Here is a 25730-nt window from a genome sequence, read left to right on the forward strand (position 1 = left end):
TCGCTTCATCTGCGGCGGGTTATTTCGGCAACTTAGACAAAGTTTTGAGAATGTTAGATTGGTGGTTTTTGAAAAATCTAAAATCTACAATCTGAACTCTAAAATATGTTACTTCGCTTCTAAAGCATTTCCTTCAAACTGAATGCCGTCCCAGCCTAAGTTGATGAAATTTCTAATGTTTTGGTGATTTGTTCCATTTGGATCGCCTAAAACTTCTTCAAAATAAAAAGCTCCGAAGCAAGCTAAAGTTTCTTCTTTGCTTAAGTTTTGCAGTTTTGCGAAAGAAAACAATTTGCAAGAACCTGAATTTTCGCCCGCTGCATTATGCTGTGTTCCATTTTGAAAAGCAGTTGGAGTAAAGTTGTAATTTTCTTCAATTACTGCAATAGTCTCAGGAAATGTGATTTGTGTTGGAGTTTGTTTTACTTTTTCTAAAAAGGCTTGAATGCTCATGATTTATTCTTTAATTATATTTTTTGATTCCTATTGTCAGTTCGAGCGGAGTCGAGAACCAAATGTTCATCTAGACTCTGCTTGATGTAACAAATGGAATTTGAACCAACAATAATTTTATTCTTCTTCGTCTTTTGAATATTTACTCTTTTTGGCTTCTTTTTCAATTGTTTTTCCGGCAACAACCACGACAATTTCGCCACGCGGAGCTGTTTTTTCAAAATGTGCTAAAACTTCTTTTGCTGTTCCGCGTACATTTTCTTCATGTAATTTTGATAATTCTCTTGAAACGCAGACTTGTCTTTCTTCTCCAAAATACTGAACAAATTCGCTAAGAGTTTTAACGAGTTTATGTGGAGAAACGTATAAAATCATGGTTCGGGTTTCTTCGGCTAAAGCCAAAAAACGAGTCTGACGCCCTTTTTTATCGGGCAGAAAACCTTCAAAAACAAATTTATCATTTGGTAGCCCGCTGTTTACCAATGCGGGAACAAAAGCAGTTGCTCCTGGAAGACATTCGACTTCAATTTTATTTTCGACGCAAGCGCGAGTCAATAGAAACCCCGGATCTGAAATGGCTGGAGTTCCAGCATCCGAAATTAAAGCGATAGTTTCGCCTGCTTTTAATCTTGCAATTAAATTTTCGGTCGTTTTATGCTCATTGTGCATATGATGGCTGTGCATGTGCGTGCCAATTTCAAAATGCTTTAATAGTTTTCCGCTTGTACGAGTATCTTCCGCCAAAATCAAATCGACTTCTTTCAAAACCCGAATGGCTCTGAAAGTCATGTCTTCAAGATTGCCAATTGGCGTTGGAACGATATATAATTTTGACATAATTGTTTATTCGTAAAATGTAAAATGTGAGATGTGAAAATTTCTTTACGAGAATTTCTTTTCAATAATTCCCATAAAACGTTCTGCGTAATCGTCTTTTCCTTCCCAATTATTATAGTCTGGTTTTACCATGTTTTCTATAAAATCTTTCGCTTCGCTATAAGAATCAAAAGTCATTAATTGGTTTAAAACGCGGCTGTAATCTTCTGTGCTATTTCCAAAAAGATTTTTAGTAAATGCGATTCGATCATTTAGATCAATATGAAAACCTCTTGCCAGTTTCTCATTTAAGCTTACAGCTTTTGGTTGTGCAGGAGTTTCAAGAATAGCAGTTTCTACTTTTTTAGGTTCTTTGAAATCATTTATTGAAGGAGTTGGAGTTGATGGAACAGCTTCAAAACTATCTACTTTTACAAACTGCGCATCGGCATAATTAATTCCGAAATCTTCAAACTGAATAGTTGGCTGTGCAGGAGTTTCTTTCTTAGGTTCTTCTTTCACTTCTTCAATGAATGGTTCTGTTTCCAATTCGAAAGCTGGTTTGAAATCTGGAATTGGTTTCAATTCATTTATAGTTGTGAACGAAAGATCATCAGTAGGTTTTTTGGTTTCTTCTGCCTTTTCAGCAATTGGCTCAGCAATTTCTTCGATAACTGGCTCTTCAATTTCCGCAGCGATTGGTTCAACAGCTTCTTCGATTGCAGGTTCTACGACTTCAGCGATTGGTTCAGCAGTTTCAACAATTTCTGTTGGTTTTTGTTCCGAAATTTCAGGTTCGTAAGATTCTTCAAGCGTGATAACTTTTTCTTCGGCTGGCGCTTCAAGTTCAATTATAGCAGGAATTGTCTCTTCTTCTTTTTCAAAAATGGTTTCCAATTCGGCTACAATATCGTTTTGCCCGATTGTTGGTTTTGCAGCGTCGAAATTCTCTTCTACAAATTTTAATACCGCTAATTTCTCGTATAATTTCTGAGTTTCAAGGTACAATTGATTGATATCGGATTTATTTTTAAGTTTTAAAATTCGATGTGCAATGCTAATTAAATCAGCTTCCAATTTTTTTTTCATAACTGTTGAAAATTATAGTGAATAAGGTATTTTAGTGTATTTAATGTCTGAATGTCTCTATTCTCAAGGAAATTCAAAAGATAATTTTTTATTTCTGTTAATACGCTTTCGCGAATCTAAGGTTTGGTAAAAATTTTCTACTTTTGAAAAAATGTAAAACAGTACATTTTTACATCAATTTATTGCCAGTACAAAGTAATAAAAACTATTCATTTTTAAAGGTAGAAAAATACAAAATGTTTCTCGAAAATACAGTAAATCACAAAGAACAATTTGGTTGGATTGAAGTTATTTGTGGATCAATGTTTTCGGGTAAAACCGAAGAGCTGATCCGAAGATTAAAGCGCGCCCAATTTGCCAAACAAAGAGTCGAAATCTTTAAACCAGCTATTGATACCCGTTATCATGACGAAATGGTGGTGTCTCATGATGCCAACGAAATTCGTTCAACTCCAGTTCCAGCAGCTGCCAATATTTTAATTTTAGCTCAAGGTTGTGATGTAATCGGTATTGACGAAGCACAATTTTTTGATGACGAAATTATTACGGTTTGTAACGATTTGGCAAATCAAGGAATTCGCGTCATTGTTGCAGGTTTAGATATGGATTTTAAAGGAAATCCGTTTGGGCCAATGCCGGGACTTATGGCGACGGCAGAATATGTAACTAAAGTTCATGCGGTTTGTACCAGAACAGGAAACTTAGCTAATTATAGTTTTAGAAAAACCGATAATGATAAATTGGTTATGCTTGGAGAAACAGAAGAATACGAGCCACTTAGCCGTGCAGCGTATTTTAAAGCGATGAAAAAGAATCACGAAAAATAGATTATTTTACTTAATATAAGCCTTGACAAAAACATTTTAAAATATGAGAAAATCGACTGTTTTATTGTTAATATTAATTGGAATTGCTGCCGCTTTTGTAGCTTATTTTCAGTTTTACCTAGGCGAAAAAGAAGATGAAGTAAATACTGAAGTAGTAGAGTTAATTGCAAAATATAATAAAAGCTGTCCTTTAAATATTCAGGAAGGGATTCGTTTAGACAGCGTAAGTTTACATGGAGAAAAAACAGTTCAATACAATTTAACATTATTGAATGTGACTAAAGAAACTGCTGAGGTAAATGTAATTCAAGAAGAAATAAGAAAAAGTCTTTTAAGCACTGCAAAAGCAAATACAGGACTTCAGGTTTTTAGAGAAAATGATTACACTCTGATTTATAGCTACAGTGATAAAAAGAAAGTTTTTTTGTTTGATATAAAAATATTTCCTGATCAGTATAAATAAGGTTTAGAGGTATTATAAATTAAACCCGACAGGTTTCTGAAACCTGTCGGGTTTATTGTTTTAAAGCAATTATCAGGTTGAGCGGAATTGAAGCCTCATTTAGCCGAAGCTTTGACTCCGCACAGCCTGAAAAGACGTAAACATTTAACATTATTGAAATGGTTTAAAAACAAAACCCGATAGCTTTAAAAACTATCGGGTTTGTTTATTTTAAATGAACTTACAGTTCTTATATGGTTTAAAAAACCTTAAATCTTCTTTCTCATTCTCGCCACCGGAATGTCCAATTGTTCACGATATTTAGCAATAGTTCTTCTCGCAATTGGGTATCCTTTTTCTTTTAAGATTTCAGCCAATTGATCGTCTGGAAGCGGTTTTCTCTTATCTTCTTCTTCAATCGTATTTTGAAGAATTTTTTTGATTTCAAGAGTCGAAACATCTTCTCCCTGATCATTTTTCATCGCTTCAGAGAAGAATTCTTTAATCAGTTTGGTTCCGTATGGCGTTTCTACATATTTGCTGTTTGCCACACGCGAAATGGTCGAAATGTCCAAACCAACCATATCTGCAATATCTTTTAAGATCATTGGTTTAAGTTTGGTTTCGTCGCCATCTAAGAAATATTCTTCTTGATAATGCATGATTGCATTCATTGTTACAAAAAGAGTTTCCTGACGCTGTCTAATGGCATCAATAAACCATTTAGCAGAATCTAATTTTTGCTTGATAAACTGAACCGCATCTTTCTGTGCAGTCGATTTGTCTTTAGATTCTTTATAAGTCTGCATCATTTCCTGATAATCTTTAGAAACGTGCAGGGAAGGAGCATTTCTTCCGTTTAAAGTCAATTCCAATTCGCCGTCCACAATTCTAATGGCAAAGTCGGGAACAATGTTTTCTGTTACTTTATTGTTTCCAGCAAAAGAACCGCCCGGTTTAGGGTTTAATCTTTCAATTTCGTGAATTGCTTTTTTAAGCTGTTCGTTAGAAACGCTATACTTCTGTAACAGTTTATCGTAATGTTTTTTCGTAAAAGCATCAAACTGATTTTCGATGATGTCAATCGCTAAATCAACATATTCAGTTGGTGTTTTATGTTTCAATTGGAGCAATAAACATTCCTGTAAATCACGCGCCCCAACTCCAGAAGGTTCAAGCTCATGAATTACGGTCAACATTTTTTCGACCATTGCTTCATCAGTATAAATTCCCTGAGTAAAAGCCATATCGTCTACAATGTCAGGAATACTTCTGCGGATGTAACCCATATCATCAATACTTCCCACAAGGAATTCGGCGATTTCGCGTTCTTCATCATTCAAAATAAAAGTATTCAGCTGATTGATTAAATCCTGATGAAAACTGATCGGAGCCGCAAAAGGAGTTTCGCGTTCCTCGTCATCACTGTAATTATTAACCTGAGTTTTGTAATCAGGCGTGTCATCGTCGCTTAGATATTCGTCAATGTTAATGTCGTCTGCTTCGATTCTGTCAGATTCGTTATCATCATAATCATCGTAGTCGTCATTAGCATATTCATCAGCTTCGTAATCGTCTTCTTTACCCGCTTCAAGAGCCGGATTTTCGTTCATTTCTTCTAATAAACGCTGTTCAAAAGCTTGCGTAGGCAATTGAATTAACTTCATCAGCTGAATTTGCTGCGGAGATAATTTTTGGGATAATTTTAAATTTAAAAATTGCTTTAGCATTTGTTTTTGTTAAAAGTTTCAAGTTTCAAGTTTCAGGTTGCAGAACATGCCACAACTTGAAACTTGAAACCTGAAACAAATATTATTATTTTAGTTCAAGTTCAACTTGAAACCTGAAACCTGAAACTTTTTAAATCTTCTTAGAACTCAGCGCTTCCCGGAGTTCTTGGGAAAGGAATTACGTCTCTAATGTTTGTCATTCCTGTTACAAACAATACTAAACGCTCAAATCCTAAACCGAAACCTGCGTGAGTTGCCGATCCAAATCTTCTGGTGTCTAAATACCAGTATAATTCTTCTTTGTCGATTCCAAGTTTTTCCATTTTTTCAACCAAAACATCGTAACGCTCTTCTCTTTCAGAACCACCAACGATTTCACCGATTCCAGGGAAAAGGATGTCCATGGCACGAACTGTTTCTCTTCCAGGTTCTGTGTTGTCATTCAAACGCATGTAAAACGCTTTAATGTTTGCTGGGTAATCGTATAAAATTACTGGACATTTAAAGTGTTTTTCTACTAAATAACGCTCGTGTTCTGACTGTAAGTCAGCTCCCCATTCGTTGATTAAATATTGGAATTTCTTCTTTTTATTTGGAGTTGAATCTCTTAAAATGTCAATTGCTTCTGTATAAGAAACGCGTTTGAAGTTGTTTTCTAAAACGAAGTTCAATTTCTCTAACAAACTCATTTCGCTTCTTTCGGCCTGTGGTTTTGATTTTTCTTCTTCAAGAAGTCTTCCTTCTAAGAATTTCAAATCATCGCCACAATTGTCTAAAGCATATTTAATTACATACTGAATAAAATCTTCAGCCAAATCCATGTTGTCGTCCAAGTCGTTGAAAGCAACCTCAGGCTCGATCATCCAGAATTCTGCCAAGTGGCGAGAAGTGTTTGAGTTTTCTGCTCTAAACGTTGGTCCAAAAGTATAAATCTGACCCAAAGCCATTGCAAAAGTTTCTCCTTCTAACTGTCCAGAAACGGTTAAGTTGGTATGTTTTCCGAAGAAATCTTTTTTGAAATCGATGTTTCCTTCTTCATTTTTAGGAAGATTATCCAAAGGCAATGAAGTTACTTGGAACATTTCTCCCGCACCTTCAGCATCAGCTCCAGTGATAATTGGCGTGTTTACATAAACGAAACCTTTGTCTTGAAAATATTTGTGAACTGCATAAGACAATACTGAACGCACACGCATAATCGCACCAAAAGCATTTGTACGTACACGCAAGTGAGCGTTTTCACGTAAAAATTCTAAAGAGTGTTTTTTAGGCTGCATTGGGAATTTCTCAGCATCAGAATCTCCAAGTATTTCTAGTTTAGAAACCTGAATTTCATATTTCTGACCCGCACCTTTACTTTCGACCAAAGTTCCAATTACAGAAACTGCTGCTCCAGTGGTGATTCTTTTTAAAGTCTCTTCTGGTGTATTTTCAAAATCAACAACACATTGAATATTATTAATTGTAGAACCGTCATTTAAAGCGATGAACTGATTATTTCTAAAAGTTCTCACCCAACCTTTTGCATTCACTTCCTGTAACGTTGTCGTACTGTTTAATAAGTCTCTAACTTTTGTGTGTTTCATTTTTATATATAATTGATATTAAATAATATTCGTTTTGAACAACTGCAAATATAATCGATAATAATTAATTTTTGAAGCTGTTTCCTGCTATCCGCTATATCTTTTTCTTGCTAAAGGAGCAAGAAAAAGGATGTCGCTTCTATCAGGGCTAGGGCAATCGGTTTCAAAAGAAGCAATTTCTCTTGTTTTTGTCATTCCGAGGAACGAGGAATCACACTAGTAATTCCGTAAAGAAAGTCGCCAATCTTTGTCGATTTCCGAGTGCGATTCCTCGTTCCTCGGAATGACAAACTGTGCGTTAATAATCTTTGTCAAAGTTTTAAACTTTGACAAAGATTTATGTTTTTTAAATTCGTGTCAATTCGTGAAATTCGTTGCAAAAAATTACTTCTCTAAACTCTCCAATTCCTCTTTTCTCGTTTTCTTCTTTTCAAAAGTTAAAACCAATGAAGGTAATACAACCAAGTTAGCAAACATTGCAAAAACCAAAGTACAAGAAATTAATCCTCCTAAAGCAATAGTTCCGCTGAAGCTTGATAAAGTGAAAGTCGCAAAACCTAAAATTAAAACAACAGAAGTATAGAACGTACTTACTCCAGTTTCTCTTAAAGCGCTGAAAACAGATTTTTTTACTTTTCCTTTATTTTGAATCAAGTCATGTTTGTATTTCGCCATAAACTGAATTGCATTATCAACCGAGATTCCGAAAGCGATACTGAATACCAGAATTGTTGATGGTTTTAACGGAATTCCGAAATAACCCATTAATCCCGAAGTGATACAAAGCGGTAAAATATTCGTAATCAAAGAAGCTGCTACCATTTTGAACGAACGGAATAAATACAGCATCAAAATCGCAATTGTCAAAATCGCAAACAATAATGACTCGATTAAGTTGTGCGCCAAATAAGTTGTTCCTTTTTGGAAAACTAAAGCTTTTCCTGTAATTGTAACTTCATAACGGTCTTTCGGGAAAATCTCATCAATTTTTTTGCGCAATTTTCCTTCTACTTTTGCCATTTCATCCGTTCCAATATCTTTCATGAAAGTTGTAATTCTGGCATATTGTCCAGTTGAATCCACATACGCTTTCATTAAGTTTTCTTTGCTGTTTTTGGTTGCATTTTTAGCATAACCCAAAATAAAAGTCTGTTCCTGAGAAGTTGGCAATTGGTAATATTCAGGGTTTCCGTTGTAGAACGCCTGTTTTGCATATTTAACCAAGTTTACAACCGAAACAGGTTTTGCCAATTCTGGAATTTCAGAAATAGTATTCTGCAATTCATCCATTTTACGAATCGTCGAAGGCTTCATAACACCTTTTTTCTTTTTGGTGTCAATCATGATTTCAAGAGGCATTACACCGTTGAATTCTTTTTCGTAAAATAAAATATCTTTAAAGAAAGAAGCGCTTTTTGGCATTTCGCCAATTAAACTTCCTGAAACTTTCATTTGTCTAACTCCATTCAAACTCACAAGAAACAGAACAGCGTAAATGCAATAAACAATTGTTTTCTTGCCTTTAACTATAGCGGTAACCGTATTTAAAAGTGTCGAAATGTAAGTTTTGTCCAAATGATATAAGTGTTTTGCTTTTGGTAATGGCATAAAACTGTAAATAATCGGCACAATGAAAAGTGTCAAAGTATATACAGAAAGCACGTTGATAGAAGTTACCAATCCAAACTCAAAAAGTAATTCGTTTCCTGTAATCATCAAAGTTGCAAAACCAATTGCAGCCGTTAAATTGGTCATCAAAGTCGAAGATCCAATTTTTGAAATCACACGCTGTAATGCTTTTGCCTGATTGTTGTGCAGTTTAATTTCCTGCTGATATTTATTAATCAGGAAAATACAGTTAGTAATTCCGATTACGATAATTAGTGGCGGAATAATTGCTGTTAAAATCGTGATTTTATAACCAAACAATCCAAGAGTTCCAAACGACCAAGTTACGCCGACAATTAAAATACAAATCGAAATAAAAGTGGCTCTGAACGAACGGAAGAAGAAAAAGAAAATCAAAGAAACCGTCAATAAAGACGCTCCAATAAAAAGCCCGATTTCGCCTTTCATATTATCCGCATTGATTGTACGGATGTATGGCATTCCTGAAACTTTAAGATCGATTCCGGTTGTTTTTTCGAATTTATCGATTTTCGGAACTAAATCTTTTAAGATAAAAGTCTTTCTCTCAGCCGTGTTTACCAGCGCTTTGTTCATGTAGATTGCAGAACGAACACTTCCGCTTTCTTTGTTAAACAGCAAACCTTCGTAAAAAGGCAGATTGTGAAACAAATCATACTGAACACTTTTTAAATAATTAGCGTCAAGCGCTTTGCTTTCGTCAATAAATGGCGCTAAAACAAACTTTTGATTTACAGTATCTTTTTCAAGTTTCTTTAAATCATTCAAAGAAATAACCAAATCAACTTCTTTTGCTTTTTTCAAACCGTTCATTAATTCGGTCCAAGCCGCATAATTTTTTGGTGTAAAGAATTTAGGATCTTTGAAACCAATAACTATTAGGTTTCCTTCCTCGCCAAATTTGTCTAGGAATTTTTGATAATCTTTATTTGCAATATGATTTTTCGGAAGCAAGTTAGCTTCAGTATAAGTCATAGAAAGATTCTTCCACTGATAACCAAAGAAAATAGTTAAAGCAGAAAGTATAACCAGAATCGTAATTCTGTTTTTAAGTATGATTCGGGCTAATTTTTCCCAAAATCCAACTTGGACAGTGTTTTTCATAAAATCTTTAAAAATGGATGCAAATGTAGTGAAAAGTGCTCGAAATCATAAATATTCGAATCTATTTTACTTAACGTTAACACAAAATTGATAGTGCTATTTTTGTCATAATTTGCCTTGTTTTAGCTGTAAACCATAACGTTTTCTCATATTTGCAAATAATTTCGATTTTAAGAAAATTTAGATTAGATAATTTTCTTAACGAAAAAGCCTCATGCAGATTCAACAGATTGAATCGGATTCAGTAATTTTATTCGTGAATTTGACTTAAATATAAAACCACGCAAATGCAGCAAAACAATACAACTACTTTTATTTTTTTAGCAATTCTGTTGCTTTTAATTGTTATCATTTGTTTTATGATTTATCAATTGATGCAAACCAAAAAAGCTAAGGAAGATGCAGAAAAAAGTTTTTATGCCTTAGAATCAAAAGTCAACGATTTGCAATTGGAGAATTTGGAATCAAAACTGAATCCACATTTGTTTAAGAATATTCTAAATTCGATTCAGTCGCATGCGTATCAGACTTATTTTGCTTTAGATAAACTTGCAAATGTTTTGGATTATATTCTTTACGAAAGCAAAAAGAAGTTTGTAACGGCCAAAGAAGAAATTGATTTTGCAATGAATTTAATTGAAATCAATAAAATTAAAATTAGTCCGCTTTTTGAACTTAAAGTCAAAACCAATATCAATCAGGAAGATAAATTGTACGATCAGCCTTTGCTGGCGCCTTTAATTTCGATTGATTTAATTGAAAATGCTTTTAAACATGCTGATCTTCAGAGTGCAGATGCTTTTATTTCGGTAGTTTTTGAGTTTAAAAATAATGCTTTTTTTATGACGGTTTCCAATAAAATTTCCGATAAAAAAGTGTTGAAAAAGGAACGAAGCGGTTTTGGACACGCAACGCTTGAGCACCGTCTTCGCATCATTTATAAAAATAATTTTAAACTCGATAAGTTTATAGAAAACGATGTTTATATTGCTCATCTAAAAATTGATTTACTTGAATACAAAACTGAAATGCTTGCTTCTGGACGATGAGATTCCAGGATTAACGTATCTTAAAATGCTTTGCGAACAAATTCCAGAATTGGAAATCGTGAAAACATTTAATAATCCTGAAAAACTTTTGTCTGATATTCCTGAGTTAGATTTTGATCTGCTGATTTCGGATATTGAAATGCCCGGAATTGACGGGTTGCATCTGGCAGAAAAACTGCAGGACAAATTGGTGATTTTTTGTACGGCCTATAAAGAGTATGCGGCTGAAGCGTTTAATATAGATGCTGTAGATTATATTACAAAACCTGTAAAATTAGAACGTTTGCAAAAAGCCATTACAAAGGCTTTTGAGCGTTTTGAGAAATCAAATTCTGATAAAAAGTTTATACAGCTCAACACTGATAAAGGAAAAACGTTATTGTATTTTAATACAATTCAATACATAAAAACGGCTGCGAGCGATAGTCGCGATAAAACGGTTCTGCTTACTGATGGCAGTTTTTTGAATTTAAAAAATGTAAAATTCGACACGCTATTAAACGAATTGCCTGATGCTGATTTCTGCCGAATCAATAAAAAAGAAATTGTAGCGGTGAAGGCAATAAAGTTTTTTAATCATAATGAAATTGTGCTTCATCATTTGGAAGAAACTAATAAAAATACAGCTTTAATTTTAAGTGAAACGTATCGTTCTGATTTTTTGAAAAAGGTAAAATTATAACTTATTACAAAGTTTTTCCGACTTGTTACATACATTGAAAATTAGCAGGAAATTTGCTTTTTCACTTAAAACTCAGTTCTGATATTTGCTGCAATAAATCTAAAGAACGAGTTATGAATAACATTAAGAACTCTCTATTCTACGTAACAATTATTGGTGGTTTTACAGCGCTGATATATTGGGTAATTTCAAAAGGCGCCGCATTAGAAGTGGGGCGAAATATTGTAAAGAAAAGTGTTGAAAGCAACCATTGGAAAGACTTTCTTCATTCTATGGTCGACAACCTGCAGCATCCTTTGGCTATTTTATTGGCGCAGATTGTTACCATTATTTTAGTTGCACGTTTATTTGGATGGTTTTTTAGAAAAATAGGACAACCGTCTGTAATTGGCGAAATGATTGCGGGAATTGTGTTGGGGCCATCTTTGGTCGGAATGTATTTTCCGGAGTTTTCAGCGGCTTTATTTCCAAAAGAATCTTTAGGCAATCTACAGTTTTTAAGCCAAATTGGTTTAATCCTTTTTATGTTTGTTATCGGAATGGAATTGGATTTAAAAGTGCTGAAAAATAAGGCGCATGATGCAGTTGTCATTAGTCACGCTAGTATTGTAATTCCGTTTGCTTTAGGATTATCATTGGCATATTTTATTTACGAAATCTATGCTCCAATGGGAGTTGAATTTTCTTCTTTCGGATTGTTTATGGGTATTGCTATGAGTATCACAGCTTTTCCTGTTTTAGCTAGAATAGTTCAAGAACGTGGCATGCAGAAAACTAAACTCGGGACTATTGCCATTACTTGTGCCGCTGCAGACGATATTACGGCTTGGTGTATCTTGGCAGTTGTTATTGCCATTGTAAAAGCAGGTTCACTTTCAAGCTCATTGTATGTAATTGGAATGGCGATTTTGTATGTCATTATAATGCTTAAAATTGTTCGCCCATTCTTAAAAAGAGTAGGAGATTTGAATGCAACACGCGAAAGTTTGAACAAACCTGTTGTTGCGATTTTCTTTATTACGCTTTTAATTTCTGCTTATGCGTCAGAATTAATCGGAATTCACGCTTTGTTTGGGGCTTTTTTAGCGGGAGCAATTATGCCAGAAAACAACAAATTCAGAAACATATTTATTGAAAAAGTTGAAGACGTTTCGATTATTGTGCTATTGCCATTGTTTTTCGTATTTACAGGTTTACGTACCCAAATCGGATTATTGAATGATCCTGAATTATGGAAAATTACCGGTCTGATTATTTTAGTTGCCGTAGTTGGTAAATTCTTCGGAAGCGCATTGGCAGCAAAATTCATGGGGCAAAACTGGAAAGACAGTTTGTCAATCGGTGCTTTGATGAATACTAGAGGTCTGATGGAATTGGTGGTCTTGAATATTGGTTATGATCTAGGGGTATTGTCGACAGAGATTTTTACTATGATGGTCATTATGGCTTTGGTGACCACTTTTATGACAGGTCCGGCATTAGATTTTATCGGATTTATTTTTAAAGATAAAACTACGGCAGTTCCAGAAGAAATTGGAACTAAAAGCAAGTATAAAATTCTGCTTGCGTTTGCAACTCCAGAAAAGGGAAAAAAATTGCTTCAAATTGCCAATAGCTTAGTTAAAAAACAAGGAGACAATTCTATTGTAACGGCAATGCATTTGTCGTTGAGTACCGAAGTGCATTCTTTTGATATTAAAGAACACGAACGCAAGATGCTGGTTCCTGTAATTGAGGAGTCGCAACGTTTGAATCAGAATGTGGTGAGTTTGTTTAAAGTTTCTAATGATATTGATTCGGATATTATTGATACTGCAAATCAAGGAGAATATGATTTACTGCTGATTGGTTTAGGGCAATCTATTTTTGACGGAACGCTGCTTGGAAAAATTCTTGGGTTTACAACCAGAATTGTAAATCCAGACCGTTTGATTGATAAGTTTACAGGAAAAGAAGGATTGTTTGAGAATTCTCCATTTGATGAAAGAACACGACATATTATTGCTAAAGCAAAAATGCCAGTTGGAATTTTCATCGAAAAAAATCTAGAAGAGGTTAATCAAGTTTTGATACCTGTTTTTAATAAAGAAGATGCTTTTTTAATTGATTATGCTAAAAAACTAATCAATAACAACGGTTCTCAGATTACCGTTTTAGATGCCGGCGGAGAAGTGAAAAATACAAGAGAAATTCAAGAAACCATACGTTCTATTGAACAGATTGCACCAAATCATATCATGATTATGCACGACAGAACATTGAAGAAAGAATTTTTAGAAAGTCAGGACTTGATGATTATCAGTCTAGAAAGTTGGAAAAAACTAATAGAATCTCAAAGTATTTGGCTTAATAATTCGCCGTCAGTTTTGATTCTTAAGCCATAATTTTTTTGAAATACCAAAATTTTAAAATCCCAAATTCCAATTTTACTTATTGGAGTTTGGGATTTTTTTTTAGCCACGAATTCACGAATTTTAATGAATTTCTTTACGCTGTACTTGTCGATAAATCGCACAAATTTACGCAGATTGCTAACGGAAATTCGTGAAATTCATCGGTAAAATTTTTGTAAAGTTTTAGTGGGTAAATTTGTGAATTCGTGGCGAAAAAAAATGAATTTTAAAATTAAAGTCCCAGGTCAAGAACATAAGAAATCTTAACTGCAATATTATCCTCAAATCTCATTAACTGATTTGGTCCGTAACGATAGAATCCGCCCAAACCAAAACCTTTAAAGATTCGGTTCAATTCTAATCCCGATTCAAAATAACCTTTGTCAAGCGTTTTGTATGCTGGACCAACATGCTGTTCTGGTTTTTCCATGTTTCCCCAAGCCATTCTAGTAACTAAAACCAGTGACGGGCGAACTTGTTTCATAATTTTGATTCGGTCAAAACCATGTTTAATTTGAAACATTAAATATTGGCTCGAGAAGAACTCGTTAAAAAACATGGTTTCAAAAGCATTTCTTCCCGCAAAAGTGATACGCTGAACAACAGTTTCTTTTGTTAAGTTGTTTGGTGCTGTATTGTACAAATGCGTAATAGGCACATCTCCCATTGCCAAACCTCCCTGTAAAAGTAAACTTGTTTTCTGACGGTTTAGGTACTGTTTTTCGTATTCGGCCTTAAAATCTATTTTGCTAAAAGTAAAATCATTGTCAAAAACATTTGGCAAAGATTGTGTGTATTGGAAAGTAAACCTCGGAAATTTTTTGTCGCTTTCAGTTCTTCCAGTTGAAGTTTGCATATAATTGCTAAATGGCGCCCAAACAATAGAAAGCATTGCTGTGGTCATGGTATAATTAGAATACAGTTTTCCGTTTAGGTTATAGAGATAATCAAATTTTGGTTCAATATAATTTCTTGAAAGTTCTAAAACAGCCTCAGTTTTCGGAATAAATTTGGTTTGAATATTGGTACGCCATCCTATATACTCGTAAAAGGTGCTAATGTTTATTGGGCGCGGATCATAAATTTTAAAAACACGTTTGTCAACAGAAAAAACAGTACTTGCAATTTCTCGCACATCGTCAGTATAATAGCCATTAATCCAAGTATTGGTATGTTTATCTAATAAAACGCCACCTCCGACGCTATATTTAAAAACACCATCTTTTGTTCCATAAGCGCCGTAGCCTTCAACTCGGAAATACTTAGACAAACGGTCATTTGTAATACCTCCCACACCAAGACGAAAGCCTTCATAATTGTTATAACTTATAATCTTTTTCAAATCTAAATCGACAGGGCCAATCGGATAGAAACCATTAATAATTTTTCGACCAATTCCTAAACGTTTTTCAATTCTATTTCGAACCGAAAGGCTGTCGAGCAATAAATAGGTTTTTTGGCTTTTTTGATCGAGATTTTCTTTTCGATAAGCTTCCCAGAAACTTTCAGGTTTTTTGGCCGCATCGTCTTTGATTTCGATATAAAGCGAAGGATTTTTTATTGGAGTGTCGGTATTTACACGAACATCAAAACTATTGCTTTCAGAAAGCAGATAGGTGAAATCTGAAGCTACTTTTTTTCTGCGTTCGTAATTATCTTCAACATCTCCGTCAAATTGAATCGTACCACCAAGAATACGAATATCGTCGTCATTTTTTCCTTTTACGATTTTAAAAGTGGTATTGCTCTGAAACCAGATTTTTTCTTTCGGAATATATTCAAATTCATGGATGCCGCTAATGTCCAAAACGCCTTTAATTCGCATTACCGCTTTCGCGACAGCGTAATTTTCTTTATCAATATATAAAACCCCTTCCAGTCCAGAAGCTCTGTGTTTTGATTTGTTTTTAAAATAAATCATATACGCATCTCGGCCTCTAATGGTAACCGTATCTAACAGTTTGTAATTATAGCTTGAAGGAGCATTTTTGGAAATCGGATTTTCGTACTTGGTTTCGAACAATTCGTATTTTGGATCGTAAATCGAAATAGATTGGAGGTTGAAGGCCAGAACTTCATAAATCGGTTGTTTGAAACCAGCAATTTTTGTGCCTAGAACCGTTTCCTTTAATTTGTTATTTCCAAACTGATATTGAGAAACTTTTTCAGTTTGAAATAAATGCTGTTTGCTTACAATTTCTTTAAACTTATAATCAGAAGAATCAATGTTTATGATTCTTTTGTTTAAGTCTTTATAAGCGGCTGTTGTGTCAATACGGCCGTCAATCGAATCTGGATTGGCGGTTACGATAAGTTTGTTATAGGTTTTATATTCAAAATTATTGAGTTTCTTCTGCGGATCGTTTGTTGCCTTATTGGCAATAACTTTTTTTATTATGGTAAGAGCAGGATTTTCATTTGATACCACAACTTCTTTTAAATCATCAGTCTGCTGTAAAAGCGAAATCGAATAAAAGGTTTTGCTGTTGATTAAAGCAATAGTTTTGGATTGAAAGCCTATATAAGATACCGTAAGCGATGTCGCAGAGGAACTGATTTTAAAAATAAATTTTCCGTCAACATCTGTAATTGTGTTATTGTTTTCTGAGGTGGTAATGGTGGCAAACGGAAGAGGTTTGTTGTTTGAATCGGTTACGATTCCGTTTATTTGAATTTGCGCCTGAAGAGTAAGCGTAAAAAACAAAGTCAAAAAACAAAATAGCTTCATACAGAATGATATAGTTTCAAAAACGAAAAGAAATTAATTTTCGTATGCAAAAATAGCAATAAAAAAATCCGTCTAGTGCAATAAACCAGACGGATTTTTTATTTTATAATCAAAACTTACTTATACTTTCATGATTTCAGCTTCTTTTGCAGCCAATAACTCATCAATTTTTTTAATGTAAGCATTTGTCAAGTTCTGAACTTCTTCTTCTGCAGATTTACAGATGTCTTCTGAAGTTCCTTCTTTTTCCAATTTTTTGATATCAGTATTAGCATCTTTACGAGAATTGCGGATACCAATTTTAGCATCTTCAGCTTCAGCTTTTGCTTGTTTCGCTAAATCACGGCGACGCTCTTCTGTCAAAGGCGGTACGCTGATGATGATAACGTCTCCATTATTCATTGGGTTAAAACCAATGTTAGCGACTAAGATTGCTTTTTCAATAACAGAAAGCATATTTTTTTCAAATGGCTGTAATGTAATTGTTCTAGCATCTGGAACGCTGATTTTAGATACTTGAGAAAGTGGTGTAGAAGAACCATAATAATCTACAAAAACACCTCCAAGCATAGCTGGAGAAGCTTTTCCTGCACGAATATTAAGAAATTCTTTCTCTAAGTGTGCAATAGTACCATTCATTGATTCCTCAGTACTTTCTAAAATAAAGTCTATTTCTTCAGTCATTGTTTTTTAGTTTTCAGTTTTCATTCTCAGTTTTCAGTTTAAGTCTTATTGTGCGACTGTAAAACTGTTACTGATGACTATATATTTACTACAGTTCCGATGTTTTCGCCTTCGCAGATTTTCAAAAGGTTTCCGATTTTATTCATATCAAAAACAACGATTGGCAATTTGTTTTCTTGGCTTAATGTAAATGCAGTGGTATCCATTACATTTAATCCTTTTTTGATTACATCGTCAAACGAAATAAAATCAAATTTTACTGCCGACGCATTTTTTTCTGGATCAGAGTCGTAAACTCCATCAACGCGAGTTCCTTTTAGAATAACATCAGCATTAATTTCGATACCTCTTAAAACTGCTGCAGTATCAGTTGTAAAATATGGATTTCCAGTTCCGGCTCCAAAAATTACAATTCTGCCTTTTTCTAGGTGGCGGTCAGCTCTTCTTTTGATATATGGTTCTGCAATAGATTCCATTTTCAAAGCCGTCTGCAGACGCGTTTTCATTCCTTTATCTTCAAGAGCGCCTTGCAAAGCCATTCCGTTTATAACAGTTGCAAGCATTCCCATATAATCTCCTTGCACCCTGTCCATTCCTGAGCTTGCTCCGGCAACGCCTCTAAAAATATTTCCTCCTCCAATAACAATAGCAATTTCTACTCCTTTATCGTGAATCTGCTTGATTTCATCTGCATATTCGCCTAATCTTTTCGGGTCAATACCGTATTGTAAATCACCCATTAGGGCTTCGCCGCTAAGTTTAAGAAGAATTCTTTTATATTTCATGTGTGTGTTGCGTTAATTTGTGCAAATATAGACATATTCTGATTTTTAAAAATAATGTTTGCAAAAAATTAATTCTTGCTTCAATTTTAGCCATTTAAAGCCTTAAAAAGGGAATTTGTTCTAAAGGATCTGTTTTTACCGCAAAGTACGCTAAGAATTTTTATATAAATAAAACTGCAATTTGTAAAGTTCGCAAAGCTTAGCATTTAAAATGCTTTGCGCTCATTGCATTAAATGTACATTTAAAAGCTATACAATTATTGTTGGATAAAATTTAAAAGGAATATTAAATGTGACAAATGTCATTTTCTCCGTCTTCCTAAATTTTGTATTTTTATTGTATCCTAAAAATGAAATAAATATGAAAAGCATCGTAGCCAAAGCACTGTTCAATAGTCATTCTTATGCTGAATACAGAAAAATCGTAACCGATTTATTAACCGAAGGAAAATCAACAGGAAACGAACAATCTGAAAGTCTTACCAATTATTCCAAATTAAATGAAGCCAGAATGAACAGGCTTGAAAAAACGATCACTATTTCAGATGCTATTGCAGAGAAACTTCAAAACTTAGATAATCATTATATCTGGTTGGTGCTTTCAGAAGGTTGGTGTGGAGATGCGGCGCAAATTCTTCCAATTTTAAACAAAATGGCTTTGGCTTCTAATAAAAGAATCGATTTGAGAATTGCATTGCGCGATGAAAATGACGATTTAATGAGCCATTATTTAACCAACGGCGGAAGAGCAATTCCAAAAGTAATCGTGATTTGTAAAGAAGCAGGAATTGTGCGTGCCGATTGGGGGCCAAGACCAAAAGGAGCAACCGAATTAATGGAAAAGCATAAAAGAGAAGTTGGCGCTATCGACGAAAAAATAAAAACAGATCTTCAATTATGGTATTTAGCAGATAAAGGAATTTCTGTTCAAGAAGAATTGGTCGAAATCATGGAAAAGATCAAATATAATCGCCTTTAATCGGATTAATATGTTGATAAACAGTATTCTTGGTTGATAAAATTATCTTAAAGTCTTTTTGGCTTCAATAGAATTTCGTAACTTAGTGAAGCTTACCCACTTCTATTATAACTTTCAGATTTACTCTTTTTATTGGTGTTTATTTAATGTTTAACAATTAAAAAATACACTATTATGAAAAAGTTATTCGAAAGGTTTTATGATTTCTTTTCTAAATTTTTGTTTGGAGGGAAAAATGTGCCTCACTATTAAATCGAGATGAATATGGAATAAAATTACTTTTCTTTAGAGCTTGGCACATTACTTTTCAAACAATGTAATGTGCTTTTTTATTTTTAGCTATTAAAAACTTTCTTCAAACAAAGTAATGTCAATCGCATTTTTTACATTGTAATCACCAATTTTTGTTCGGCGTAAAACAGTTAAATGCGAACCTGAATTCATGGCTTTTCCAAAATCGTAAGCAAGAGAACGAATGTAAGTTCCTTTAGAACAAACTACTCTAAAATCGACTTCTGGTAATGCAATTCTCGTGATTTCAAATTCGTGAATAGTAGTTTTTCTGCTTTCAATTTCTATTGATTCTCCCGCACGCGCATGTTCATATAGACGAACACCATCTTTTTTAATGGCAGAAAAGATTGGTGGTTTTTGGTCGATTTCGCCTAAAAATTGCTTTACAGTTTCATGAATCAAATCTTCATTGATATGGTCTGTTGGAAAAGTCTGATCGATTTCAGTTTCCAAATCATACGATGGAGTAGTAGCGCCGATATAAAACGTTCCGGTATATTCTTTTGCTTGACCTTGAAGTTCAGAAATCTTTTTAGTGAATTTTCCAGTGCAGATCAATAAAAGACCTGTTGCCAAAGGATCTAAAGTTCCTGCATGGCCAATTTTGAACTTTTTAGGAAGTCCGACTTTATTAATTAAAAGGTATTTTAATTTATTGACAGCTTGAAATGAACTCCATTTTAATGGTTTGTCAATCAATAAAACTTGTCCTTCTAAATATTCTTCAGGTGTCATTATATAATCGTAAGCGGATGAATGAAAAAGTGAATCAATAATAAAATGATTCCGGCAATGATTCGGTAATAACCAAAAACTTTGAATCCGTTTTTAGTCAAAAATCCGATGAAAGTTTTTATGGCTAATAATGCTACAGCAAAAGCAACGATGTTTCCAATAACCAACATGTTAACTTGGTCGTGAGACAATTCAAAACCTGCTTTGTAATAGTCATAACATTTTTTTGCAGTTGCTCCTAACATAGTTGGAACCGCTAAGAAAAATGAAAATTCTGCTGCAGAAGTTCTAGTCAGTTTTTGAGCCATACCTCCAACAATACTTGCGCCGCTTCGAGAAACTCCAGGAATCATGGCAAGACATTGGAATAAACCAATTTTTAAAGCTTTGGCATATGTAATTTCAGTTGAAACTTCTGGATCATTTGGTTTGTTAAACCATTCGTCTACTTTCAATAAAACTAAACCTCCAATTAGAAGTGAAATTGCAACTGTAACGGGGTTTTCTAGTAAGCCATCAATAAAATCGCTTAATAATAATCCTAAAACAGCTGCAGGAATAAAAGCAACTAAAAGTTTAAAATAGAAATCAAAGGTTTGAAAGAAACGTTTGAAGTATAAAATTACAACCGAAAGTATAGCGCCAAGCTGAATTACAATGGTAAAAAGTTTAGTGAAATCGTCATGTGCGATTCCGAAAAAAGAAGAAGCAATAATCATATGTCCTGTAGAAGAAACAGGCAAAAATTCTGTAATTCCTTCAATAATGGCAAGAACAATAGCTTGTAATGTGTTCATGTAGTTGAGATTGTTAGATTTTAGACTTCTTAGACTTCTTAGATTTAAAAAGATTAATTTAATAATCTAAAGATCTAAGAAGTCTAAGCTGTCTAAGAAAGTCTATTTAGATTTTTTGAAGATAGAATAAATCGTGATGCCAAAACCGATAAGAACAGTTGTTGGTGCTAAACGAATACGTCTAAAGCTGAAAATGTCTTCATTAAAAACATTTGGATCTTTACTTCCTCCGCCAGACATTAAAATAAATCCAAGTGCTATAACCGCAATTCCGATTAATAAGATTTTGTAATTAATGGCATCAAAAAGGAATTCCTGTTTTTGAACTTGTTGTTCTTCTTTATTTTTATTGTTTTTCATTTTTATGTGTTTGTCAGCCTGAGCGAAATCGAAGGCATATTTTTTAAATCTAAAATCTGCAATCTAAAATCTGCAATCAAAAATTAATAAAGATCGTCAGTTCTTAAATTCAAGAAACGCTGTGTTGCAAAATGTGTGCTTACCCAAGTAATTAAAACTCCTAATCCGAAAACAGCAACCAAAACCAAACCAGTTAAAGCTTTGTCTTCGAGAATTCCTAAACCAGGGAAATTAGTGTCTACATATAGTAATAGTGAGATTAAAGCAATAATTGCCAGACCAGCACCAAGCATTCCTAATTTTACGCTTCGCATTACAAAAGGTTTTCGGATAAATGCTTTTGTCGCACCAACCATTTGCATGGTTTTGATAATAAAACGATTTGAATGTATGGACAAACGCAATGAACTATTGATTAGCAAAACGGCAATTACTGTCAAGAAACCGCTAATAATCAGGATCCACATACTTACTTTTCTGATATTGTCATTTACAAGATTTACCAATTGTTTGTCGTAAACAATATCTGAAATCATAGCATTTTTGCGAAAGTTGCTTTCAATCTTAACGATACTGTCTCTTTCTACATAGTCTGCTTTTAAGTGAATGTCGTATGAATTCAATAACGGATTTTCTCCCAAAAAGGTTAAAAAGTCTTCTCCGATAATATCAGTATGTTCTTTTGCCGCTTTTTCTTTCGTTACATAAACAAAAGATTTAGCAAAAGGTGCTCTTTTAAGTTCGGTATTAAATTCTTTGATAATACTATCATTCGCTTCATTTTTGAAGAAAACCGTCATGGCGATTTTTTCTTTAAAATCGTCTGCCAATTGTTTAGAATTAATAATGAATAATCCCAGTACTCCCAATAGGAATAAAACCAAGAATACACTTAATACTACCGAAAAATAAGAGGAAATTAACCTGCGCTTTTGAAATTTATCAAAGTTAGAACTCATACTGTGCTTAAATTATGTGGTAAAAATAATAAACAATTTCTTTATTTAAAGTTAATAACAAACTTTTATACTTAAAAGTACGATTTAAATCTAGAATAAAAGTTTTTATTTCGTGCAAAGTCTTGCATGAAAAATTAACACATAGGACGCAAAGTCTTGCGTGAGGTCCGTAAGTTAGAAAGTTGCCAGAGATTAAAAATGATTTTTAAATCTTTGTAAATCCTTTAATCTGTGGCAAAAATAAATTAAGTACGTATTTCTAATGGTAATATTGCGTGTTTTTACTTAACCCTATATAAGTAATTTATTATTTTATTTGTTTGTCACCGAAATAGCTTTGCTACAATCCGCAATAAATGTAAATTTGCGGCTAAATTAATTTAGTGAAAAGCTTAGAACCTTAGTAACTTAGAATCTTAGTCACTTAGAAATGAAGTACAATCCAAACGAAATTGAAGCCAAATGGCAAAAATATTGGGCAGAAAATCAAACTTTTGCAGCAAAAAACAACTCTGAAAAGCCGAAACATTATGTTCTCGACATGTTTCCTTATCCGTCTGGAGCAGGATTACACGTTGGGCACCCACTGGGCTATATTGCTTCAGATGTGTATTCTCGTTTCAAAAGACATCAAGGATTCAATGTTTTGCATCCAATGGGGTATGATAGTTTCGGATTACCTGCAGAACAATATGCAATTCAGACAGGGCAACGCCCAGAAGATACTACACGTGTAAACATTGACGGTGGTGTTGACAAAGAAGGAAAACAAATTGCTGGATACAGAAAACAATTAGACAAAATCGGATTCTCATTTGACTGGGCGCGTGAAGTGCGTACCTCAAATCCGGATTACTATAAACATACACAATGGATTTTTATCCAATTGTTTAATTCTTGGTATTGCAGAAAACAAGGAAAAGCATTTGATATTTCAGAGCTTGTGACTGTTTTTGAAGAAAGCGGAAATGCATTAGTAGAAGCAGTTTGCGATGATAACGTAGCAATTTTTACGGCTGATGAATGGAATTCTTATTCTGCAGATCAAAAAGAGAAAATCCTTTTACAATATAGATTAACCTATTTGGCAGAAACCGAAGTAAACTGGTGTCCAGGCTTAGGTACTGTTTTGGCAAATGACGAAATTGTAAACGGAGTTTCTGAACGTGGAGGCTTTCCTGTTATAAGAAAAAAAATGACACAATGGAGCATGCGAATTTCTGCTTATGCCGAACGCTTGCTTGAAGGCTTAAATGATATTGATTGGAGTGAGTCTATCAAAGAATCTCAAAGAAACTGGATTGGAAAATCAGTAGGAGCATTGGTAACTTTTAATGTGAAAGATCACAATGAAGTAATCGAGGTTTTTACGACAAGACCTGATACAATTTTCGGAGTAACTTTTATGACTTTGGCCCCAGAACATGATTTGGTTGCTAAAATTACAACTCCAGAACAAAAAGCAGAAGTTGAAGCCTATATTGAAAAAACAGCGAAACGTTCCGAGCGTGAGCGTATGGCTGATGTAAAAACGATTTCTGGAGTATTTACAGGAGCGTATGCTGAACATCCGTTTACAAAAGAACCAATTCCAGTTTGGATTGGTGATTATGTTTTGGCTGGTTACGGAACTGGTGCTGTTATGGCGGTTCCTTGCGGAGACGAAAGAGATTACGCATTTGCAAATTTCTTTAAAGGCCAGAAAGGAATGCCTGAAATCAAAAATATCTTCGCAAATGTTGATATTTCTGAAGCGGCGTATGGATCAAAAGATAACGTTGAAATCGCAAATTCTGATTTCTTAAACGGATTAAATTATAAAGAAGGAACTAAAAAAGCAATTGCAAAATTAGAAGAAATCGGTCAGGGAACGGGTAAAACAAATTACCGTTTGCGTGATGCAGTTTTCTCTCGTCAGCGCTATTGGGGTGAGCCATTCCCAGTTTATTATGTGAATGGTCTTCCAAAAATGATTGAGACTCAGCATTTGCCAATTATCCTTCCAGAAGTAGAAAAGTATTTACCAACTGAAGACGGTTTGCCTCCATTAGGAAATGCTGCGGTTTGGGCTTGGGATACTAAACAAAACAAAGTTGTCAATACAGATTTAGTTGACAATGTTTCGATTTTTCCTTTAGAATTGAATACCATGCCAGGTTGGGCAGGAAGTTCATGGTATTGGATGCGTTATATGGATGCGCACAATGAAAATGAATTTGCGTCTAAAGAAGCTTTGGCTTACTGGGAAAATGTAGATTTATACATTGGAGGAAGTGAGCACGCAACAGGTCACTTGTTGTATTCTCGTTTCTGGAATAAATTCTTAAAAGACAAAGGTTTTGCTCCAACTGAAGAACCATTTAAAAAACTGATCAATCAGGGAATGATTTTGGGAACTAGTGCTTTTGTTTATAGAGTAGACAATATTATAGTGCAAGAAAAAGGGATAGATGTAAAAGAAATTGAACCAGTAATTGTTTATGAGGGAATTCATTTTAAATATAAAAATTCGGAAGTTTTTGAAGATGTAAATGTAACTTCTCATACTTATAAAGCAGATTCGATAGTTTTAATTTCTAAAAAGAAGTACGAGAATTTAGCTTCGGATTTAAATGATTATTTTTATAAACTTAATAGAGCTCATTGGGTAAGTGGTACTAATACTTCACAATTGCATGCTGATGTTTCAATGGTTAATTCTTCCGATGAATTAGATGTTGAAAAATTCAAATCTTGGAGAGAAGATTATGCTGATGCAGAATTTATTTTAGATGATAACGGAAAATACATTGTAGGCCGTGAAGTCGAAAAAATGTCGAAATCGAAGTACAACGTAGTTACTCCAGATGATATCTGCGCAGAATACGGAGCTGATACATTGCGTTTGTACGAAATGTTCTTAGGGCCTTTAGAACAAGCAAAACCTTGGAATACTGCTGGAATTTCTGGAGTATTTGGTTTCTTGAAAAAATTATGGAAATTGTACTTTGATGAGAATGGATTAATCGTAAACAACGACGAACCAACAAAAGACAATTTGAAATCATTGCATAAAACCATCAAAAAAGTAGCAGAAGATATTGAGAATTTCTCTTTCAATACTTCGGTTTCTCAGTTTATGATTTGTGTAAATGAATTGTCTTCTCAAAATTGTCATTCAAGAGCAATTTTAGAGCCGTTGGCTATTTTGGTTTCGCCTTATGCGCCGCATATTGCAGAAGAATTATGGTTACAGTTAGGACATACAACTTCAATTTCTGAAGTTTCGTTCCCAATTTTTGAGGAAAAACATTTAATTGAAACTAACAAAGAATATCCAGTTTCGTTCAACGGAAAAATGCGTTTCACAATCGAATTGCCTTTGGATTTAACCAAAGAACAAATCGAAGAAATCGTATTGAAAGACGAAAGAACTCAAAAACACTTGGACGGAAGAACGCCAAACAAAGTGATTATCGTTCCTGGAAAAATTATCAATTTGGTAGGATAGCCAAATTAATTTTCAATATAAAAATCCTAAATTCCAATTTTACGATTGGAGTTTGGGATTTTTTTTGTGCTTATTTTTTTGCCACGAATTACACGAATTTT

General features: G+C 34.0%; 20 protein-coding genes. 7 read left to right on the forward strand and 13 right to left on the reverse strand.

All coding sequences use genetic code 11. From position 1 onward, the window contains the following. Positions 1–108 precede the first annotated feature (108 nt). The 3 genes from BB050_RS09530 to BB050_RS09540 all read right to left on the reverse strand — a co-directional run bounded on the left by BB050_RS09530 (position 109) and on the right by BB050_RS09540 (position 2358). Positions 109–453, reverse strand: coding sequence for a HopJ type III effector protein (locus tag BB050_RS09530; protein ID WP_008465164.1), 345 nt, complete (start codon positions 451–453; stop codon positions 109–111). 117 nt (positions 454–570) lie between these two features. Then, entirely contained in the window at positions 571–1290 is a 720-nt protein-coding gene (gene rsmI, locus BB050_RS09535; protein ID WP_066033409.1) for a 16S rRNA (cytidine(1402)-2'-O)-methyltransferase, read from the reverse strand. A gap of 45 nt (positions 1291–1335) precedes the next feature. Beyond that, positions 1336–2358, reverse strand: a complete 1023-nt coding sequence (locus BB050_RS09540; protein ID WP_066033410.1) for a hypothetical protein — start codon at positions 2356–2358, stop codon at positions 1336–1338. Between the two features lie 236 nt (positions 2359–2594). On the opposite strand from BB050_RS09540, the gene BB050_RS09545 reads away from it, so the two are divergent. After that, complete coding sequence (locus BB050_RS09545; RefSeq protein ID WP_066033411.1) at positions 2595–3185, forward strand: thymidine kinase; 591 nt, start codon at positions 2595–2597, stop codon at positions 3183–3185. A 43-nt stretch (positions 3186–3228) separates the two neighbouring features. Further along, on the forward strand, positions 3229–3648 hold the full coding sequence (locus tag BB050_RS09550; RefSeq protein ID WP_066033412.1) for a hypothetical protein: 420 nt from the start codon (positions 3229–3231) through the stop codon (positions 3646–3648). A gap of 248 nt (positions 3649–3896) precedes the next feature. Here BB050_RS09550 and rpoN read toward each other — a convergent pair whose 3' ends face one another. The 3 genes from rpoN to BB050_RS09565 form a co-directional block, all read right to left on the reverse strand. Next, entirely contained in the window at positions 3897–5357 is a 1461-nt protein-coding gene (rpoN, locus tag BB050_RS09555) for an RNA polymerase factor sigma-54 (protein WP_008465152.1), read from the reverse strand. Positions 5358–5497: 140 nt separating this feature from the next. Further along, complete coding sequence (asnS, locus tag BB050_RS09560; protein WP_066033413.1) at positions 5498–6943, reverse strand: asparagine--tRNA ligase; 1446 nt, start codon at positions 6941–6943, stop codon at positions 5498–5500. Positions 6944–7327: 384 nt separating this feature from the next. After that, complete coding sequence (locus BB050_RS09565) at positions 7328–9694, reverse strand: efflux RND transporter permease subunit (protein ID WP_066033414.1); 2367 nt, start codon at positions 9692–9694, stop codon at positions 7328–7330. A 287-nt stretch (positions 9695–9981) separates the two neighbouring features. On the opposite strand from BB050_RS09565, the gene BB050_RS09570 reads away from it, so the two are divergent. From BB050_RS09570 to BB050_RS09580, 3 genes are all read left to right on the forward strand, one after another. Beyond that, on the forward strand, positions 9982–10743 hold the full coding sequence (locus BB050_RS09570) for a sensor histidine kinase (RefSeq protein ID WP_066033415.1): 762 nt from the start codon (positions 9982–9984) through the stop codon (positions 10741–10743). Beyond that, on the forward strand, positions 10706–11425 hold the full coding sequence (locus tag BB050_RS09575; RefSeq protein WP_066033416.1) for a LytR/AlgR family response regulator transcription factor: 720 nt from the start codon (positions 10706–10708) through the stop codon (positions 11423–11425). The genes BB050_RS09570 and BB050_RS09575 overlap by 38 nt, the downstream gene beginning before the upstream one ends. A gap of 113 nt (positions 11426–11538) precedes the next feature. Further along, positions 11539–13809 carry a cation:proton antiporter gene (locus BB050_RS09580; protein ID WP_066033417.1) on the forward strand — a complete coding sequence of 757 codons (2271 nt, stop codon included), beginning with the start codon at positions 11539–11541 and terminating at the stop codon, positions 13807–13809. A 241-nt stretch (positions 13810–14050) separates the two neighbouring features. Here the strand turns inward: BB050_RS09580 and BB050_RS09585 are convergent, their stop codons facing one another. The 3 genes from BB050_RS09585 to pyrH all read right to left on the reverse strand — a co-directional run bounded on the left by BB050_RS09585 (position 14051) and on the right by pyrH (position 18015). Beyond that, positions 14051–16546, reverse strand: a complete 2496-nt coding sequence (locus BB050_RS09585; RefSeq protein WP_066033418.1) for a DUF5686 family protein — start codon at positions 16544–16546, stop codon at positions 14051–14053. Positions 16547–16666: 120 nt separating this feature from the next. Further along, complete coding sequence (gene frr, locus BB050_RS09590) at positions 16667–17230, reverse strand: ribosome recycling factor (protein WP_008465142.1); 564 nt, start codon at positions 17228–17230, stop codon at positions 16667–16669. A 77-nt stretch (positions 17231–17307) separates the two neighbouring features. Beyond that, positions 17308–18015, reverse strand: coding sequence for a UMP kinase (gene pyrH, locus BB050_RS09595; RefSeq protein ID WP_008465141.1), 708 nt, complete (start codon positions 18013–18015; stop codon positions 17308–17310). Between the two features lie 361 nt (positions 18016–18376). On the opposite strand from pyrH, the gene BB050_RS09600 reads away from it, so the two are divergent. Next, positions 18377–18994, forward strand: a complete 618-nt coding sequence (locus tag BB050_RS09600) for a thioredoxin family protein (protein WP_066033419.1) — start codon at positions 18377–18379, stop codon at positions 18992–18994. A gap of 342 nt (positions 18995–19336) precedes the next feature. Here BB050_RS09600 and truB read toward each other — a convergent pair whose 3' ends face one another. The 4 genes from truB to BB050_RS09620 form a co-directional block, all read right to left on the reverse strand. Further along, on the reverse strand, positions 19337–20023 hold the full coding sequence (gene truB, locus BB050_RS09605; RefSeq protein WP_066033420.1) for a tRNA pseudouridine(55) synthase TruB: 687 nt from the start codon (positions 20021–20023) through the stop codon (positions 19337–19339). Continuing rightward, entirely contained in the window at positions 20023–20820 is a 798-nt protein-coding gene (locus tag BB050_RS09610; RefSeq protein WP_008465138.1) for an undecaprenyl-diphosphate phosphatase, read from the reverse strand. The genes truB and BB050_RS09610 overlap by 1 nt, the downstream gene beginning before the upstream one ends. 102 nt (positions 20821–20922) lie before the next feature. Continuing rightward, the gene (locus BB050_RS09615; protein WP_035691391.1) at positions 20923–21180 is read right to left on the reverse strand and encodes a DUF3098 domain-containing protein; all 258 of its coding nucleotides are present in this window, start codon (positions 21178–21180) and stop codon (positions 20923–20925) included. 83 nt (positions 21181–21263) lie between these two features. Beyond that, a complete protein-coding gene (locus BB050_RS09620) occupies positions 21264–22139 on the reverse strand; it encodes a cell division protein FtsX (RefSeq protein ID WP_066033421.1) in 876 nt (291 codons plus the stop codon). A 430-nt stretch (positions 22140–22569) separates the two neighbouring features. Between BB050_RS09620 and BB050_RS09625 the strand changes: the two genes are divergently transcribed. Then, on the forward strand, positions 22570–25629 hold the full coding sequence (locus BB050_RS09625) for a leucine--tRNA ligase (protein ID WP_066033422.1): 3060 nt from the start codon (positions 22570–22572) through the stop codon (positions 25627–25629). Positions 25630–25730: the final 101 nt, after the last annotated feature.

The organism is Flavobacterium anhuiense (genome assembly GCF_001705175.1).
Lineage (GTDB): Bacteria > Bacteroidota > Bacteroidia > Flavobacteriales > Flavobacteriaceae > Flavobacterium > Flavobacterium anhuiense.

Excerpts from the sequence above, each read along its gene's own strand:
- BB050_RS09530 (WP_008465164.1), bottom strand. The coding sequence starts at position 453 with ATGAGCATTCAAGCCTTTTTAGAAAAAGTAAAACAAACTCCAACACAA.
- rsmI (WP_066033409.1), bottom strand. The coding sequence starts at position 1,290 with ATGTCAAAATTATATATCGTTCCAACGCCAATTGGCAATCTTGAAGAC.
- BB050_RS09540 (WP_066033410.1), bottom strand. The coding sequence starts at position 2,358 with ATGAAAAAAAAATTGGAAGCTGATTTAATTAGCATTGCACATCGAATT.
- BB050_RS09545 (WP_066033411.1), top strand. The coding sequence starts at position 2,595 with ATGTTTCTCGAAAATACAGTAAATCACAAAGAACAATTTGGTTGGATT.
- BB050_RS09550 (WP_066033412.1), top strand. The coding sequence starts at position 3,229 with ATGAGAAAATCGACTGTTTTATTGTTAATATTAATTGGAATTGCTGCC.
- rpoN (WP_008465152.1), bottom strand. The coding sequence starts at position 5,357 with ATGCTAAAGCAATTTTTAAATTTAAAATTATCCCAAAAATTATCTCCG.
- asnS (WP_066033413.1), bottom strand. The coding sequence starts at position 6,943 with ATGAAACACACAAAAGTTAGAGACTTATTAAACAGTACGACAACGTTA.
- BB050_RS09565 (WP_066033414.1), bottom strand. The coding sequence starts at position 9,694 with ATGAAAAACACTGTCCAAGTTGGATTTTGGGAAAAATTAGCCCGAATC.
- BB050_RS09570 (WP_066033415.1), top strand. The coding sequence starts at position 9,982 with ATGCAGCAAAACAATACAACTACTTTTATTTTTTTAGCAATTCTGTTG.
- BB050_RS09580 (WP_066033417.1), top strand. The coding sequence starts at position 11,539 with ATGAATAACATTAAGAACTCTCTATTCTACGTAACAATTATTGGTGGT.
- BB050_RS09585 (WP_066033418.1), bottom strand. The coding sequence starts at position 16,546 with ATGAAGCTATTTTGTTTTTTGACTTTGTTTTTTACGCTTACTCTTCAG.
- frr (WP_008465142.1), bottom strand. The coding sequence starts at position 17,230 with ATGACTGAAGAAATAGACTTTATTTTAGAAAGTACTGAGGAATCAATG.
- pyrH (WP_008465141.1), bottom strand. The coding sequence starts at position 18,015 with ATGAAATATAAAAGAATTCTTCTTAAACTTAGCGGCGAAGCCCTAATG.
- BB050_RS09600 (WP_066033419.1), top strand. The coding sequence starts at position 18,377 with ATGAAAAGCATCGTAGCCAAAGCACTGTTCAATAGTCATTCTTATGCT.
- truB (WP_066033420.1), bottom strand. The coding sequence starts at position 20,023 with ATGACACCTGAAGAATATTTAGAAGGACAAGTTTTATTGATTGACAAA.
- BB050_RS09610 (WP_008465138.1), bottom strand. The coding sequence starts at position 20,820 with ATGAACACATTACAAGCTATTGTTCTTGCCATTATTGAAGGAATTACA.
- BB050_RS09615 (WP_035691391.1), bottom strand. The coding sequence starts at position 21,180 with ATGAAAAACAATAAAAATAAAGAAGAACAACAAGTTCAAAAACAGGAA.
- BB050_RS09620 (WP_066033421.1), bottom strand. The coding sequence starts at position 22,139 with ATGAGTTCTAACTTTGATAAATTTCAAAAGCGCAGGTTAATTTCCTCT.
- BB050_RS09625 (WP_066033422.1), top strand. The coding sequence starts at position 22,570 with ATGAAGTACAATCCAAACGAAATTGAAGCCAAATGGCAAAAATATTGG.